This window comes from Micromonospora sp. SD12 (assembly GCF_052068495.1).
Classification (GTDB): Bacteria; Actinomycetota; Actinomycetes; order Mycobacteriales; family Micromonosporaceae; genus Micromonospora; species Micromonospora echinofusca.
On the sequence record NZ_JBQHDF010000003.1, the window covers coordinates 398479 to 414245 of the forward strand.

Here is a 15767-nt window from a genome sequence, read left to right on the forward strand (position 1 = left end):
CGGGACAGGGCGGCGCGGGTGTCCGCCAGAGCGGCCGGGTCGCTCGTCGTCATCACACCCGTCGCACCGTCGGCGGACCGGGCCGACCGGTACGTGGGCGCCTGACCCGCCGCGACTAGGCTCAGCCGCTGTGTCCGACCACGCCCGCACGAGCCCCGCCACCGCCGTACGACCGCCGGTGCTGCGGCCCGGCGACACGGTGATGCTGGTGTCGCCGTCCGGGCCGACCCGGCCGGAACGGGTGGCCCGGGGCGTCGAGCTGCTCACCGGCTGGGGACTGCGGCCGGTGCTGGCGCCGAACGCGTACGCCCGGCAGGGCTACCTCGCGGGCGCCGACGAGCTGCGCGCCGCCGACCTGAACACCGCGTTCGCCGATCCGGGGGTGCGCGGGGTGATCTGCACCCGGGGTGGCTACGGCGCCCAACGCGTCGTCGACGCGATCGACATGGCCGCCGTACGCCGGGACCCGAAGGTGGTCGCCGGCTTCTCCGACATCACCGCGTTGCAGTTCGCGCTCTGGCGGGGCGCCCGGCTGGCCGGCGTGCACGGCCCGGGGGCGGCGTGGTCGCCCGAGCGCACGCCGCTGCGTTCGGCCGAGTCGCTGCACGCCGCCCTGATGACCACCGAGCCGGTCACGGTCAGCGCCGCCGCCGAGGAGGAGACCTTCGCGGTACGCGTACCCGGGCGGGCCACCGGTCCGCTGCTGGGCGGCAACCTCTGCCTGATCGTGGCGTCGCTGGGCACGCCGGACATGCCGGACCTGACCGGCGCGATCCTGCTCGTCGAGGACGTCCAGGAGCCGCCCTACAAGGTCGACCGGATGCTCACCCAGCTCCGCCGCGCCGGTGCCCTCGACGGGCTGGCCGGCGTGGCGGTGGGCCAGTTCACCGACTGCGCGGACGGCTGGTCGGTCGGCGTCGCCGACGTGCTCTCCGAGCGCCTCGGCGACCTCGGCGTCCCCGTCCTCGGCGGTCTCCCGATCGGTCACGGCCCAGGCCAGCTCAGCGTCCCGATCGGCACCGAGGCCACCCTCGACACGGAAACCGGCACCCTCACGGCCACCCCCGCCGTACGCTGACCCACCCACTCGGCCCCGTCAGGGGGTCAGGTGGGCCAGGGCGCCCGTCTCCAGGGCGACCCAGACCGCGGCATCCGGGGTGACCGTGAGGCCGTGGGGTTCGGAGGCCGGGGTCGGCAGGTCGTGGGTGATGATCGTGCCGTCCGGGGCGACGTGGCCGATACGGTTGCCGCCCCACTCCGTGTACCAGCAGCCGCCGGCCGGGTCGGCGACGATCGCGTGCGGCCGGGCGGACCGGTCCGGCAGCGGGTACTCGGTGATCCGCCCGTCCGGGGTGATCCGGCCGAGCTGACCGGCGCCGATCTCGACGAACCAGAGCGCCCCGTCGACGCCGGCGGTGATGCCCACCGGCGCGGCCCCCTCGGTCGGCAGCGCGTGCAGGGTCACCTCGCCGGCCATGTCGATCCGGCCCACCGCGTTCGCCTGGTTGAGCGTGAACCACACGGCCTCGTCGGGCCCGGCGGCGACCATCGAGGCGAACGCGCCGCTCACCGGCAGCGGGAACCGCGTCCGCTCCCCGTCGACGGTGACCCGACCGATCGCGTCGGCGTTCATCGCCGCGTACCAGAGGGCCCCGTCGGGCCCGGCGGCGATGCCGCAGGGGCCGGTTCCGGCCGGCAGCTCGACGGCGCTCAGCTCGCCGCCGGTGGTGATCCGGCCGATCCGGTCGTCGCCGGAGCGGGTGAACCAGAGGGCGCCGTCGGGGCCCGGCGTGATGATCAACGGTCGGCTGTCGGGCGCCACCGGCCACGTGCGCAACTCGCCGTCCGCGCCCACCCGGGCGATCCCGCCGGCGTGGACCAGCGTCAGCCACAGCGCGCCGTCGGGGCCGGCCGTGATGCCGTACGGGCCGGTGCCGGCCCCGGTCAGGGGGACTTCCCGGATCTTCGCGGACGTCGTCAAGAGGGTCACCTTCCGTCACCTGCTCCGCCCCGGCGGGGGCCCTACCGACCGCACACCCTTGCCGCCCCCGCGCGCCGGTGCAACCCGTTTGTCCGGTCGCGCCGCCGGATTGCCAGCTCGCTGACAGGGTCGCCACGGCTCCCGCCCAGCCCGGCTGGTCACTGTCGGTGAGGTCATCGCACCACCCATCGACGAGCTGGAGGACGACATGTCCCGCACCATGAGGAAGAAGCACCTGCTGGCCGGGCTGGCCGCGGCGGGCGTACTCGGCGTGGGCCTCGCCGCCCCGACGGTCGCGTTCGCCGCCGACGGTGCCACCCCGACGCCGAGCGCCAGCACCGGCGCCACCGGGGACGGCGACCGCGAGCGGCAGCGCACCGACCGGCAGGCTGAGTTCGCCGAGAAGCTGGCCGCGGAGCTGGGCGTCGACACCGACAAGGTGACGGCCGCGCTGGAGAAGCTACGCGAGGAGCACAAGCCGGCCGACCGGCCCGAGAAGGGCGACGGGCCCGGCAAGGGCGACTCCCCCGACCGGCAGGCCGCGATGAAGGAGCGCCTGGCGCAGGCCGTCGAGGACGGCAAGCTCACCCAGGAGCAGGCCGACGCCGTCACCGCCGCCGCCGAGGCGGGCGTCCTGCCCGGACCGGGCGGCCGGGGCGGGCACGGCGGACCGGCCGGCAGGTGACGTACGCCGTCCGTCCCGGCGACCCGGCCGGGGCGGACGGCGACCCGGCCGGGTCTGCTCAGGCCTGCGGCGGCGGGGCGTAGACGCCGAAGTGGTTGCCGACCGGGTCGGCCAGGTGGGCGAAGGTGAGCCCGTTGTCGTTGGACCTCGGCGGCACCAGCACCTTGCCGCCTGCCGCCTCCGCCCGTCGGGCGGCGTCGGCCACGTCGGCCACCTGCACGTAGAAGATGGCGTAGTTCGGGCTCGTTCCGCCGGTGTCCCGGACCGCGCCCTGGATGGATCCCTCCGGCCCCGGCTCCGTCACCCGGTACGACGCCTCCGGCGTCCCCTGCTCGCCGAACGCCCAGCCGAACAGGTCGGTGTAGAAGCGCCCGGTCTCCTCCGGCCGGTCCGTGCCGACCTCGAACCAGTTGACCCCGCTGGTGATCGTGGACATGTGTCGCCTCCCGTTCGCGCGCCGGCCGTTCGGCCGGCGCCGTCAGGAGTCAGCCTCCGCCCCGTCCGCGACACCGTCCTGTCGGTGTTTGCGACCGGACCGCTCCTCGGACGGGGCGGTGAGCGGAATCAACCGGTGGACCAGGTCGGGGCGACGCGATCCGTGGCGGGCGCGGAAACTCGCCGCTTCGGCCACCGACACCGGATACCGCCGCACGCCCGCCTCGTACGTGCGGGCGACCAACTCCGCGGTGTCGGTGTCGAGCCAGTCGAGCGGACTGCCGCCAGCGGCGGCAAACCACTGTGCGCCGGCGATCAGGCGGTCGGCCTGCTCAGCCAGCCTGACGTCGGTCTCCCGGTCGCGGCCGAGGAAGGTAAGAACGCAACGGGCGGCCGACGCCAGCAGGGAGCCGACGAGCGTCACGTCCTCTTGGAGAAGACACAGCACATCGGCGACGAACGCGGCGGACAACCCGGGGTCGGTCGAGATCCGATCCAGCACGAACTCCGCCACCGGCAGTTGCGGTGTCTCGTCCGGCTCCTCCACGATGGCCAGCAGGCGTTGGTAGGCCCGCTCCCGCTCCCGAGCCCCCGCGCCGAGGATCGGCAGAAGCGACACGTCGAGCAGGAGCCGGGCTTCCGACCGGTCGCCGTCCGGGAAGGTCCAGAAGCCGCCGAGCGCGTCGAGCGGATGGCCCAGCGGTCCCAGCGCGTGCAGCGCCGTGTCGAGATCCGGGTCGCACTCGAAGTGCGCGGTCCGAGCGAACAGGGCGAAGTCAGTTCCGGTCGTCAGGTAGTAGCTCGCCGCGTCTACCTCCGAATGGCTGTCGTCCCTGGAGCCGGTGACGAACCAACCGGGGTCGCCCGTCGGTGGCGGCGACTCGTCCCGACCTTCTCCGATGGAGAGGAGCAGATCCCGTCGCGTTCCCGTCCACGCCCGCTCGACCCGCACGACGCCCAACAGGCCGGCGTACTCGCTGTCGCTGAGCTGGGAACGCCAGAAGAGAGCCAGTCGGTTCCACCCGGACGCCACGTCGCCGCTGTCCGGGTGGAGTTCGCTTGCCCGCAGTTGACCGCGTGCGGCGAGCAGCAGCACGAGCAGGTTCACGCCGTACACCGCGTGGCGTGCCGGAACCGACAACTGCCGAGGCTCATACGACTCGAAGCGGCGAGCCGGTCGCCGGTCGGGCGCCGCCCGGAACAGGCGCAGCAGCAGGTCGACGACGGCGTCCCGCCGGCTTTCGCCCCACGACGTCAGGATCTCGGTGAGGAAGGTGACGATCGGGGTGCGTCCGGTCAGTGTCGCGAAGGACAGCAGGGCGTGGAGCGGATCGTCGTCCGTCGGCGTGGCCCCCAGCAGGGCGCTCGCCTCCCGGGCCGCCAGGTCGTCCAGCACCAGCGCGGTCGTCCGGGCGATCAGGAACTCACCGAAGGTGGCGTGCAGGAACTCGTAGGTGCTGGCCCGGCTCTCGTCTCGCATCGCCTGTGAGCGGTGCACGAAGAAGAAGCGGCCCAGGACGATCTCGGCAGGTCGCAGCGGGGTACGCAGGTGTCCGTCGGTCGCGACTGCCGCCGGACGGCTGCCCAGGAACGGCAGCGCGGCGAGATCCGACTCGAAGCCGTTCTCGGTGACCCACTGGACGCCCCGGTTGAACATGCCGAACGCCACGATCGACAACCTGCGCAGCTCGTCCTCCGTCGCCCGGTCCAGGTCCCGCTCGGACAGGCCCGGCCGGTGCTTCATGACCTCGCGGCGGGCGAAGCTGCGCAGCAGGCGCTCGTAGAGCTCGCCCCGGCCCAGCTCGCCGGCCGATCGCAGGTCGTTGCCCTCGGCGTCGTAGAGCGCCAGCATCAGCAGCAACAGCGGCTGTTCGGCCAGCTCACGGTGGGCCAGCACCGTCGCCGGCTCCAGCGGCTGTACGCCGAGCGCGCGGAACGCCCCGGCGTTGACCCGGTTCCAGGTGGCAGTCCAGGCCCGTACCCGCTCGCCGTCGAACGGCTCCAGCCGCACCGCCACCGTGCCGGGCGGCGGCTGCGCCCGGTCGGCGACGCTGGTACGGCTGGTCACCAGCACCGCCACCGGCCGTCCCTGATCGGCCTCGCGCCGTTGGAAGGCCGCCACCCGGCGCAGGTAGTCGGTCTGGCTGACCCCGGTGGCCTGGAGCAACTCGTCGAAGCCGTCGAGCAGCACGACCGGCAGGGCGTCACCGGCCGACCTGGACAGGCCGGGCCAGTCCACCCGCTCCCCGGTGTCGTTACGGACCGCCTGCTCGATCTGGTCCTGGAGCTCCCCGGCGGCGTGGACGTCTCGCAGCACCACCCGCACCACCATGAAGTCGGCAGCCGGCAGCTGCGCGGCGAGGACCCGGGTCAGCACCGACTTGCCGGAGCCCGGCTGGCCGAGCACCAGCAGCGGGGCGCGGGTGGCGTTCGGCGAGGTGAGGTGCACGACCAGGGACTGCCACAGGTCGTCACGCAACGGCCGCCCGTCCCACCACGCCTCGTCACTCGGTCGCGCGTGGGCGGGCAACTCCTCGATCCGGCACAGCGGCGGCACGTACGCCTCGCCGAGCGTCGGCACCGTCAGCCCGGTCGGCACGTCCCCGGACGAGATGATCGGCCGTCCCAGCTCCGCGCTGTACGCCACGGCGAGCGCCGCCCGACGGCCGTCGGGCGGGCTCCCCGCGGAGAGGGCGACCAGGGCCTGCCGCATCTCGTCCAGCCCCACCGAGAGGGCGCGCACCTGCGTCCGGGTCGCCTCGTGCTCGTGCAGGCCGATCCAGAACGCCACCTCGACGTAGTCCACCGCGAGCTGGGTCAGCAGGTCGCGGTGCCGGTCGGCGGCGGTCCTGGGCAGCCGGAGCAGCATCTCCTCCGTCGCCTGTCGCCGCCATTCTTCGACGGCCTCCCACGCGGCCAGGCCGCGTAGGAGGTGCAGCAGCCGGCCGACGAGCCCGCCGTAGTAGGCGACCAGGGAATGGCGGAACGCGGGATAGGGCAGTTGCGGGCCGGGCAGCGGCGCCGCGGTGGCGAAGAACGCGTCGGTGAGGGCCGCCTCGTGCACCGCTCCTGAGCCGGCCAACGACAACTGCTCGGCCTTGCTGATCCGGGCGCTCGCTACGTCGAAGGGCAGGTCGATCTCGCTCATCACCTCGAAGAAGGCGGTCACCGCGATGACGGCGTGCGCCGCCTCCAGGCGCTGCGTGCGGTGGTACCGGGACAGCCCGGAGCGCTTCTCGGACACGCCGCGTACCAGCTCGTGGCCGAGCCGGACGAACTCCGCCTTCGCGTCGAAGATCCCCAGCAGCGCCGGCACCGGCACCGAGGCGGCCAGCAGGGCCCCTCCAGTCAGCTTGTCGAACCAGTCGACGACCCTGCTCTTCTCCCCGCCGAGCAGGCGTACGGCGTCGGCGTAGCTGAGCGCGTCGGGCACGTGGTGACCTCCTGCGGGAACATGCGGAAGGGACAGCATGCCGTGCGCGGGAGGGCCGCGCTGTCCCATGGTCAGACCAGGCTGAGCCGGCGGACCCGCTCCGTGGGGATGTCGATGTCGTCGGCGGCCAGCTCGCGTTCCGGCACCCTCTCCGCCAGCGTCGTGACCGAGGTGATCCGGTCGGTGCGGAAGGCGCGGATGCCGTCGCGCAGCCGGCACCAGCCCAGCAGGTACCAGTGCCGAGGGTTGCCGAGGTAGCCCAGCGGTTCCACGTCGCGCAGCGAGCCGGCGCCCGCGCGGTCGGCGTAGCGGATGCGCAGCACGCGGCGCGCACGCACCGCGTCGGCGACGGCGGCCGGGACGGGTGCCACCGGCCCATCGCCGATCAGGTGCACCCGGGCGGCGAGCCGGTGCGCCTCGGCGGCGTCGGCAGCGGGCATCACGGAGATCAGCTTGCGCAGGGCGGTGCCGGTCGCGGCGGCGAACGGCGTGCCGCGCATCCGGTGCAACGCCACCGCCATGGCGACCGCCTCGACGGGGGTGAGGTTGACCGGTGGCAGGGTGCGGGCCCGGTCGAGCGCGTAGCCGCCGGTGCGGCCCGGCTCGGCCCAGATCGGCACGCCCGACTCCTGGAGGGCGCCGATGTCACGCTCGATCGTGCGGGTGCTCACCTCGAAGCGGTCGGCGAGCCAGCGGGCGCTGCGCGGCCGTGGTGACACGGCGCGCAGCTCCTCGACCAGGGCGTAGAGACGGTCCGTCCGGTTCACCCCCGCAACCTACGACGCGGGTGTGACGGGAGCGGCTCAGGCGATGCAGGCGCAGACGATCAGCGCGGCGCCGAAGTGCGTGGCGGCGCTGACCCGGGCCGCCGGGTGCGGCTCGTCCGAGCAGATGATCTCGCCGAGCTTGCCCGGGGTCAGCAGGTCCAGCACGAAGAACGCCAGTGCCATGATGGCCAGGCCGACCAGGCCGAAGACCACCGTCGAGGCGAGGCCCTTGGCGAAGTCGCTGTAGCTGGTCAGGATCGCGGTGAACACGATCCCGGCGATGCCGAGCTGGTTGGCGGCGAGCAGCAGCGCGGCGTTGCCGTTACGGCGTACCCAGATCAGCTCCCGCAGCCGGCCCGGAGTGAGCATGTCGACCAGCCCGAACCCGGCCGCCATCAGGGCCACCCCGACGACCCCGAACACCACGCTCTGCCATGCTCCGCTGAGCAGGTCTTCCAGCACCGACTGCCTCCCGAACTCTGCGCCCGGCGGGGATGCCGGCGCGGTGACCGAGACGATAGCGGCACCGCGCCAGCACGGCAGCCCTCGCCCTACAGCGACAGGTAGCGCTGCCGCTCGTAGGGGGTGACCTCGCGGCGGTACTGCTCCCACTCGGCCCGCTTGTTGCGCAGGAAGAAGTCGAAGACGTGCTCGCCGAGCACCTCGGCGACCAGCTCGGAGCCGGCCATCACGTCGATCGCCTCGGCGAGGTTCTCCGGCAGCGGCTCGTAGCCCATCGCCCGACGCTCGGCGCTGGTCAGCGACCACACGTCGTCCTCCGCGCCCGGCGGCAGCTCGTAGCCCTCCTCGATGCCCTTCATCCCGGCGCCGAGCAGCACCGCGAAGGCCAGGTAGGGGTTCGCCGCCGAGTCCGGCGAGCGGACCTCCACCCGGGCCGAGTTCGGCTTGCCGTAGGCGGGGACCCGGACCAGCGCCGACCGGTTCAGGTGACCCCAGCAGACGTACGCGGGGCTCTCGGTCACCCGGTCCGGCAGCGCCTGCGGGAACAGCCGCTTGTAGGAGTTGACCCATTGGTTGGTGACGGCCGTGTACTCCCGGGCGTGCACCAGCAGCCCGGCGATGAACGCCCGCGCCACCTTGGACAGCTTCATCGGGTCGCCGGCGTCGTGGAACGCGTTGCGCTCCCCCTCGAACAGCGACAGGTGGGTGTGCATGCCGCTGCCCGGCTGGTCGGTGAACGGCTTCGGCATGAAGGTGGCCTGCACGCCGGTGGAGAGCGCCACCTCCTTGACCACGTGCCGGAACGTCATGATGTTGTCGGCCGTGGTGAGCGCGTCGGCGTAGCGCAGGTCGATCTCCTGCTGCCCGGGGGCCACCTCGTGGTGGCTGAACTCCACCGAGATGCCGATGCGCTCCAGCGCCAGCACGGCCTGGCGGCGGAAGTCGCGTGCCACGGCGTGGGTCGTGTGCTCGAAGTAGCCGCCGGTGTCGACCGGGACCGGCACCGAGCCGTCCAGCGGACCGTTCTCGAGCAGGAAGAACTCGATCTCGGGGTGGGTGTAGAAGGTGAAGCCCTTCTCGGCGGCCTTCGACAGCGCCCGGCGTAGCACGTGGCGCGGGTCGGCCCAGGACGGGCCGCCGTCGGGCAGCAGGATGTCGCAGAACATCCGGGCGCTCTCGCCGCTGACCCCGCCCTCGAACGGGAAGACCTGGAAGGTGGTCGGGTCGGGCATGGCCACCATGTCGGACTCGAAGACCCGGGCGAAGCCCTCGATCGCCGAGCCGTCGAACCCGATGCCCTCCTCGAAGGCCGCCTCCAGCTCGGCGGGGGCCACCGACACGCTCTTGAGCGTGCCCAGCACGTCGGTGAACCACAGCCGGACGAACCGGATGTCCCGCTCTTCCAGCGTACGGAGGACGAACTCCTGCTGACGGTCCACTTCCACCCCTCGCGACACCGTTGCGCACCTGCGGCCGGGGCTGACCCGGCCTGACCGACCAGTGTCCACCCGCCTCGTTACGCCGACGTTACGCGACCGGCCGGCCGGCGTCCCGTCCTGTCCCGCGGCTCCCGCCGTGGCACGCCGCCCGCCGTGTCGGGTCCGACCGGCTGGGGCAAGATGAGGACATGCCCACCCTGCGTCTCGCCCTGTGCCAGGTCAACCCGACCGTCGGCGACCTCGCCGGCAATTCCGGCCTGGTCCGTGACTGGACCCGCCGGGCCGCCGACGCCAGCGCCCAGATCGTCGCGTTCCCGGAGATGATGCTGACCGGCTATCCGGTCGAGGACCTGGTCTTCCGCCGGTCCTTCGTCGCCGCGTCGAAGGCCGCGCTGGAGCGCCTCGCCGCCGATCTCGACGCCGACGGGCTGGGCGCGCTGCCGGTGCTGGTCGGCTACCTCGACGCCGACGGCCCGCCGCAGGTCAGCGGCGACGCCGAGCCCGGACGCGGGGCCCGCAACGCGGCTGCCCTGCTGCACCACGGTCGGATCGTCGCCACCTACTTCAAGCACCACCTGCCCAACTACGGCGTCTTCGACGAGGACCGCTACTTCGTCTCCGGCGACGCCCTGAGCGTCGCGCGCGTGGGCGGGGTTGACGTGGCGCTGACCATCTGTGAGGACCTGTGGCAGGCCGGCGGTCCGTTCGCCGCCGCCCGTCAGGCCGGCGTCGGCCTGGTCCTGTGCGTCAACGGCTCGCCGTACGAGCTGAACAAGGACGACGTCCGGCTGCCGCTGGTCCAGCGCCGGGCCGCCGAGGCCGGGGCGACGATCGCGTACGTCAACATGGTCGGCGGCCAGGACGAGCTGGTCTTCGAGGGCGACTCGATGATCGTGGCCGCCGACGGCGAACTGCTGGCGCGGGCCCCGCAGTTCGTCGAGCACCTGCTGGTGCACGACGTGGAGCTGCCCGCGGCCGGGGAGCAGGGCGCCCCGGAGCAGGTGCTGGCGGACGGGATGCGGGTGGTCCGCGCCGAGGCCGGCGACATCCCGCCCGCGCCCACCGGGCCCGCCGTCACCGGCGGGACGATCGCCCCGGTCGCCGACGAGGCCGAGGTGTGGCAGGCGCTCGTGCTGGGCCTGCGCGACTACGTGAACAAGAACCGGTTCCCCTCGGTGGTGCTGGGCCTCTCCGGCGGCATCGACTCGGCGGTGGTGGCCGCGCTGGCCGTCGACGCGCTCGGGCCCGACCGGGTGGTCGGCGTGTCGCTGCCCAGCCAGCACTCCTCGGAGCACAGCCGGGAGGACGCGGCCGACCTGGCGAAGCGGACCGGGCTGGACTACCGGGTCGAGCCGATCCAGCCGATGGTGGACACCTTCCTGGCGAACATGTCGCTCTCCGGGGTCTCCGTGGAGAACCTCCAGGCGCGGGTACGCGGGGTGATCCTGATGGCGCTGTCGAACCAGGAGGGGCACCTGGTGCTGACCACCGGCAACAAGAGCGAGCTGGCGGTCGGCTACTCCACCCTCTACGGCGACTCGGTCGGCGGCTTCAACCCGGTCAAGGACGTCTGGAAGACGCTGGTGTGGCGGCTGGCGAAGTGGCGCAACGCGGATGCTGCCCGCCGGGGCGAGACCCCGCCGATCCCGGAGAACTCCATCGGCAAGCCGCCGAGCGCCGAGCTGAGCCCGGGCCAACTCGACAGCGACACGCTGCCCGACTACGACGTGCTGGACCCGATCCTGATCGGCTACGTCGACGGCGACCTGGGCCGCGACGGGCTGGTCGCCTCCGGCCACGACCCGGCCGTCGTCGACCGGGTGCTGCGGATGGTGGATACCGCCGAGTACAAGCGCCGCCAGTCCGCGCCGGGCGCGAAGATCTCGATGAAGGCCTTCGGGCGGGACCGGCGGCTGCCGATCACGAACCGGTGGCGCGAGGACGGCTGAGCCGGGTCGCTCCCGGGCCGGCGGCGGCCCGGGAGTGACATCCTCCACTGCGCTCTGCCGCCGGCCGGTCGTCGGGTGCGACGATCGCGGCGGAACCCGGGGACCGCGTACGCGGCCTCGAGGAAGGAGAGAGTCATGGTGGAGTCCACCCCGTCCGAGGTGACCGCCCTCTACGGCGGCCCGGCCACCCGGCGGGTACGCACCCGCGACCTGATCGCCGCCAAGGAGCGCGGCGAGCGGTGGCCGATGCTGACCTCGTACGACCAGTACACCGCCTCGATCTTCGACCAGGCCGGCATCCCGGTGCTGCTGGTCGGCGACTCGGCGGCGAACAACGTCTTCGGCTACGAGACGACGGTGCCGGTGACCGCCGAGGAACTGCTCCCGCTGGTGCGCGCGGTGGTCCGGGCGACCCGGCACGCGCTGGTCGTCGGCGACCTGCCGTTCGGCTCGTACGAGGAGGGCCCCACGCAGGCGCTGCGTACCGCCGTGCGGTTCATGAAGGAGGGTGGCTGCCACGCGGTGAAGCTGGAGGGCGGCCGGCGCTGCGCGGCGCAGATCGCCGCCATCACCGGCGCGGGCATCCCGGTGATGGCGCACGTCGGCTTCACCCCGCAGAGCGAGCACGCCATCGGCGGCTACCGGGTGCAGGGGCGCGGCGACACGGCCGACGACGTGATCGCCGACGCCCACGCGGTCGCCGAGGCGGGCGCGTTCGCCGTGGTGCTGGAGATGGTGCCAGGGCAGGTGGCCAAGCGGATCACGGCGGAGCTGCCGATCCCGACCGTGGGCATCGGCGCCGGCGCCGACACCGACGCGCAGGTGCTGGTCTGGCAGGACATGGCCGGCCTGCGTACCGGCAGGGCGCCGCGCTTCGTGAAGCGCTACGCCGACCTGGCGGGTGCCCTGACCGACGCGACCCGGCGCTTCGCCGACGAGGTCCGGGGCGGCGACTTCCCCGCCGCCGAGCACACCTTCTGAGCCGCTCGACGGGCGGCCCCACTCGCCCGAGATCTTGGTATGGGATGGCCCCTCAGGGGGCCGTTTCCTACCAAGATCTCGGGCGAGGCGAGGCGAGGCGAGGCGAGGCGAGGCGTGCGGGCAGGCGGGTGTCGTCAGAGGTCGGTGACGCGGATGCCCGCGTGCGCCTTGTAGCGCTTGTTGATGGCGATCAGGTTGGCGGTGAACGCCTCGATCTGGTGGGCGTTGCGCAGCCGGCCGGCGTAGATGCCGCGCATGCCGGGGATCCGCGCGGCGAGCGCGGCGACCACGCCGACCAGCTCGCGGTCCTCGGTGCAGATCAGCACGTCGAGGTCGATCCGGTCGATCTCCGGGTCGGCCAGCAGCGGGGCGCTGACGTGGTTGAACGCGGCGCAGACCCGCGAGTCGGGCAGCAGCCCGGCGGCCTGCTGCACGGCGCTGCCCTCCGGCACGGCGAGGGCGTACGGGCCCTGCTTGTCGAAGCCGAGCGGGTTGACGCAGTCGACGACGATCTTGCCGGCGAGCGGCTCGGCGAGGGCGGCGACGGTGGCGGCGTGCCCGTCCCACGGCACCGCGATGATGACCACGTCGCTGCGCCGGGCCACCTCCTCGTTGCCGGCGCCGGTCACCCGGGCTTCGGCGGGCACGCCGGGCAGGGCCGCGATCTCCTGGGCGGACTGGACGGCCCGATCGGCGGTACGGGACCCGATCAGCACGGACTGGCCGGCCCGGGCGAACCGGTAGGCGAGGCCCCTCCCCTGGTCGCCGGTGCCGCCGATGATGCCGACGGTCAGCCCGGACACGTCGGGCAGCGTGCTCGCGTCGTAAGCCATGCCGTCATCCTCGCAAACCCGCAGGCCGGCGGCAGCGGCGGGCGCTGTGACAATCCCCGCTGCCGCAGCAGTGCCGGGCAGCCGCCATCGGCGGGAACCGGACCAGCCCGGCGGCCACCACGCAGGGGGCGAGCGGGCCCCGGGATCGGGCCCCGCCTGGCAGCCACCCGCGCAGGGGGCGAGCGGGCCGGCGGGATCAGGCCAGTTCGAAGGCCACCGCGCGGGTGGCGGGGTCGGCGGTGACCAGGCGGACCCGGACCCGTTCACCGAGCGGCAGGTCGCCGAGGCAGCGGGCGCGCACCGGCGGGTCGTCCAGCGCCACGGTGCCACCGGGCCGGCGGCCCGGGCGGGCCTTGCCGTCCGGGGACGCGTCGACGTCGAGCACCGCCGCGTCGAAGGTCTCGCCCACCCGGTGCTCCAGCAGCACCGCCTCGGCCAGCTCGATCGCGCCCCGGGTGGCCGTCGACGCCACCCGGTCGGTCGTGGCCATCACCTCCGGCAGCCGGGGCAGCGCCGCGCGGGCCCAGTCGGGCACCGCACGGCCCTCGTGCAGGGCCAGGCAGACCTCCGTGGCGTACCGGTCGGCCAGTCGCCGCAGCGGCGCCGTGACATGGGCGTACGCGGCCGCGACCCCGCCGTGCTCCCGCTGCTCGGGCGGCGAGCCGTCGAAGGCCGTGTACGCGGCGCCCCGCATCAGCTCGGCGGCCTGGTCGACGAAGGCGGCGGCCCGGGGCTGCGACGGGTCCAGCCCGGCGATCACCTCGCCGGGGCCGGCGCCGTCCGGCCAGCGCACGCCCAGCGGGGCGGCGGCGGCCCGCAGCCGCGCCACCGCCTCGGGCTTCGGCGCCGGCATCGTACGCAGCAGACCGATCCCCCCGGCCAGCATGATGTCGGCGGCGGCCATCCCGGTCAGCAGCGAGATCTGGGCGTTGTGCTCCTCCATCGGCACCGGCCCGCGCAGCACCAGCCGCCAGCCGTCGCCCTCGGCCTCCACGTCCTGCTCGGGCAGCGGCAGGTTGATGGCGCCCCGGCGCAGGCCACGGGCGGTGAGCAGGGCCCCGATCTCGGGCAGCAGGGCGATCGGGTCGGGCAGCCGGCCGGCGTCGGCGGCCGCCTGCACGCCGATGTAGTCCAGCTTGGCCCGGCTGCGGACCAGCGCGCGTTCCAGCGTGACCCCGACGGTGCCGCCGTCGCCGTCCAGGTCGACGGTCCACACGACGGCGGCGCGGTCGACGTCCGGCAGGAGGCTCGCCGCGCCCTCGCTGAGGGTCTCGGGATGCAACGGCACGGTGCCGTCGGGCAGGTAGACGGTCTGCCCGCGCCGCCAGGTCTCCTCCTCCAGCGCCCCGCCGGGGCGCACGTGCGCGGCGACGTCGGCGATGGCGTACGTCACCCGGAAGCCGCCACCGGGGCGGCGGGCGAGGTGCATGGCCTGGTCGAGGTCGCGGGAGCCCTCGGGGTCGAGGGTGACGAACGGCACCTCGGTGCGGTCGGCGGCGGGCCGGGGCGGCGTGGCCGCCGCGGCGTCGGCCTCGCGCTGCGCCGCGGCTGGGAACCCCTCGGGCAGACCCAGTTCGCGGCGCAGCGCGCCGAAGTCGATGCGGGGTGCGAGTACGCGTCGGATCACCACGGGGTCAATCCTGACAGTGTGGCGGATGATCCGCTTCCCGACGAGCGCCGCCCGTCCCGCGTCACGGTCAGCCGGTGGCCCGGCGCGCGCTCGCCCGTACGCCCCGGGGGGCGGTGGCCCGCGCCGGGGTCGCCGGGGCGGGTGCCTTGCGGGCGGTGACCTTCTTGGCCGGCGCCTTGGCGACGGTCGTCTGCTTCGCCGGGGCCTTCTTCGCCGCCGCCTTGCGGGTGGTCGCCGAGGAGGTCGCCGTGGCCTTCCTGGCGGGGGCCTTCGTCGCGGCGGCCTTGCGGGCGCCGCCGGTGGGCCGGGTGGTGGCCGTTTTCCTGGCCGGCGTCGTCTTCTTGGCGGTGGCCTTCTTCGCGGGGGCCTTCGCCGCCGTCGTGGCCTTCTTCGCGGGGGCCTTCGCGGCGGTCGTGGCCTTCTTCGCGGGGGCCTTCGCCGCCGTGGTGGTCTTCTTCGTCGCCGAGGCGACCTTGCCGGTGGTCCTGGCGGGGGCCTTCTTCGCCGGCGCGGTGGTCTTCCTCGCCGTGGTCGCGGCCTTCGTCGCCGCCTGCCGGGCGGGCGTCTTCGCCGACGTCGTCTTCTTCGCCGTCGTGCTCCTGGCCGCCGCCGTCGTCCGCTTCGCCGCGGCGGGGGCCTTCTTCGCGGCGTTGGTGGTCGCCTTCTTCGCCGCGGCCGTCGTCTTCTTCGCCGCCGTGGCGGTCCTGCTCGCCGCCTTCTTCGCGGGCGCCTTCTTCGCGGGCGCCTTCTTCGCGGGCGCCTTCGCGGCGGTGGTCTTCTTCGCCGGGGCCCGCCCCGCACCGCCCGCCGCCTTCGTCGCGGGCGCCTTCTTCGCCGCCGTGGACGTGGCGGCCGGGCGCGCGGTCCGCGTCGTACCCGCGGTCCGCTCCGCCGCGGCGGTCTTCCTGGCGGTCGTGCGTCTGGCGGCCGGGCGGGTGGTGGCCTGCTGTGCTTCGGCCATCTCGGTTCCCTTCCTGGGGACGTGCTCTCGCGCTCGCGGAGCACCGCGTACCTCGGCGCGGGCCGTCCCGCGCCGACTATCTGTCCTCCCCGGCCCAGCGGGCGTCCTCGGCCTCCCACGCTTCGTTGCGCTCCCGCACCGTCTGCAGGGCGTTCTCCGCGTCGGCGGCTGAGGCGTACGGCCCGAGAACGTGCCTGGCGGGGCACACGTC

13 protein-coding genes are annotated in these 15767 nt (G+C 74.1%); 5 read left to right on the forward strand and 8 right to left on the reverse strand.

The annotated features are described in order from the left end of the window. Positions 1-202 precede the first annotated feature (202 nt). Positions 203-1078 (forward strand): S66 peptidase family protein, encoded by an 876-nt coding sequence (locus tag ACTMS2_RS08770; RefSeq protein ID WP_441175144.1) that lies wholly within the window; start codon positions 203-205, stop codon positions 1076-1078. Between the two features lie 18 nt (positions 1079-1096). Here the strand turns inward: ACTMS2_RS08770 and ACTMS2_RS08775 are convergent, their stop codons facing one another. Beyond that, complete coding sequence (locus tag ACTMS2_RS08775; RefSeq protein ID WP_441174957.1) at positions 1097-1981, reverse strand: Vgb family protein; 885 nt, start codon at positions 1979-1981, stop codon at positions 1097-1099. A 208-nt stretch (positions 1982-2189) separates the two neighbouring features. On the opposite strand from ACTMS2_RS08775, the gene ACTMS2_RS08780 reads away from it, so the two are divergent. After that, complete coding sequence (locus ACTMS2_RS08780; RefSeq protein ID WP_441174958.1) at positions 2190-2666, forward strand: hypothetical protein; 477 nt, start codon at positions 2190-2192, stop codon at positions 2664-2666. Positions 2667-2724: 58 nt separating this feature from the next. Here ACTMS2_RS08780 and ACTMS2_RS08785 read toward each other — a convergent pair whose 3' ends face one another. The 5 genes from ACTMS2_RS08785 to glnA all read right to left on the reverse strand — a co-directional run bounded on the left by ACTMS2_RS08785 (position 2725) and on the right by glnA (position 9202). Further along, a complete protein-coding gene (locus ACTMS2_RS08785) occupies positions 2725-3102 on the reverse strand; it encodes a VOC family protein (RefSeq protein ID WP_363625676.1) in 378 nt (125 codons plus the stop codon). Between the two features lie 42 nt (positions 3103-3144). Further along, the gene (locus ACTMS2_RS08790) at positions 3145-6534 is read right to left on the reverse strand and encodes an NACHT domain-containing protein (protein ID WP_441174959.1); all 3390 of its coding nucleotides are present in this window, start codon (positions 6532-6534) and stop codon (positions 3145-3147) included. A 71-nt stretch (positions 6535-6605) separates the two neighbouring features. Further along, complete coding sequence (locus ACTMS2_RS08795; protein ID WP_441174960.1) at positions 6606-7301, reverse strand: helix-turn-helix transcriptional regulator; 696 nt, start codon at positions 7299-7301, stop codon at positions 6606-6608. A gap of 36 nt (positions 7302-7337) precedes the next feature. Beyond that, positions 7338-7763 carry a DUF350 domain-containing protein gene (locus ACTMS2_RS08800; protein WP_101412099.1) on the reverse strand — a complete coding sequence of 142 codons (426 nt, stop codon included), beginning with the start codon at positions 7761-7763 and terminating at the stop codon, positions 7338-7340. A gap of 89 nt (positions 7764-7852) precedes the next feature. Next, positions 7853-9202 carry a type I glutamate--ammonia ligase gene (gene glnA / locus ACTMS2_RS08805; protein ID WP_357723539.1) on the reverse strand — a complete coding sequence of 450 codons (1350 nt, stop codon included), beginning with the start codon at positions 9200-9202 and terminating at the stop codon, positions 7853-7855. 188 nt (positions 9203-9390) lie between these two features. Here glnA and ACTMS2_RS08810 point away from each other — a divergent pair, with 188 nt between their 5' ends. Together ACTMS2_RS08810 and panB are read left to right on the forward strand one after the other, a co-directional pair. Next, positions 9391-11151 carry an NAD+ synthase gene (locus ACTMS2_RS08810; protein WP_441174961.1) on the forward strand — a complete coding sequence of 587 codons (1761 nt, stop codon included), beginning with the start codon at positions 9391-9393 and terminating at the stop codon, positions 11149-11151. A 135-nt stretch (positions 11152-11286) separates the two neighbouring features. Next, the gene (panB, locus tag ACTMS2_RS08815) at positions 11287-12132 is read left to right on the forward strand and encodes a 3-methyl-2-oxobutanoate hydroxymethyltransferase (protein WP_441174962.1); all 846 of its coding nucleotides are present in this window, start codon (positions 11287-11289) and stop codon (positions 12130-12132) included. A gap of 134 nt (positions 12133-12266) precedes the next feature. Here the strand turns inward: panB and npdG are convergent, their stop codons facing one another. Together npdG and ACTMS2_RS08825 are read right to left on the reverse strand one after the other, a co-directional pair. Next, a complete protein-coding gene (npdG, locus tag ACTMS2_RS08820) occupies positions 12267-12965 on the reverse strand; it encodes an NADPH-dependent F420 reductase (protein WP_441174963.1) in 699 nt (232 codons plus the stop codon). Positions 12966-13161: 196 nt separating this feature from the next. Continuing rightward, positions 13162-14595 (reverse strand): RNB domain-containing ribonuclease, encoded by a 1434-nt coding sequence (locus ACTMS2_RS08825; RefSeq protein ID WP_441174964.1) that lies wholly within the window; start codon positions 14593-14595, stop codon positions 13162-13164. Positions 14596-14669: 74 nt separating this feature from the next. Between ACTMS2_RS08825 and ACTMS2_RS08830 the strand changes: the two genes are divergently transcribed. Next, positions 14670-15728: a hypothetical protein gene (locus ACTMS2_RS08830; protein WP_441174965.1), complete on the forward strand. Its 1059-nt coding sequence runs from the start codon at positions 14670-14672 to the stop codon at positions 15726-15728. Positions 15729-15767: the final 39 nt, after the last annotated feature.

What these genes read in the sequence shown, in the direction of transcription:
- panB (WP_441174962.1), top strand. Translation starts at nt 11,287, where the DNA reads ATGGTGGAGTCCACCCCGTCCGAGGTGACCGCCCTCTACGGCGGCCCG.
- ACTMS2_RS08780 (WP_441174958.1), top strand. Translation starts at nt 2,190, where the DNA reads ATGTCCCGCACCATGAGGAAGAAGCACCTGCTGGCCGGGCTGGCCGCG.
- ACTMS2_RS08770 (WP_441175144.1), top strand. Translation starts at nt 203, where the DNA reads ATGCTGGTGTCGCCGTCCGGGCCGACCCGGCCGGAACGGGTGGCCCGG.
- ACTMS2_RS08785 (WP_363625676.1), bottom strand. Translation starts at nt 3,102, where the DNA reads ATGTCCACGATCACCAGCGGGGTCAACTGGTTCGAGGTCGGCACGGAC.
- npdG (WP_441174963.1), bottom strand. Translation starts at nt 12,965, where the DNA reads ATGGCTTACGACGCGAGCACGCTGCCCGACGTGTCCGGGCTGACCGTC.
- ACTMS2_RS08810 (WP_441174961.1), top strand. Translation starts at nt 9,391, where the DNA reads ATGCCCACCCTGCGTCTCGCCCTGTGCCAGGTCAACCCGACCGTCGGC.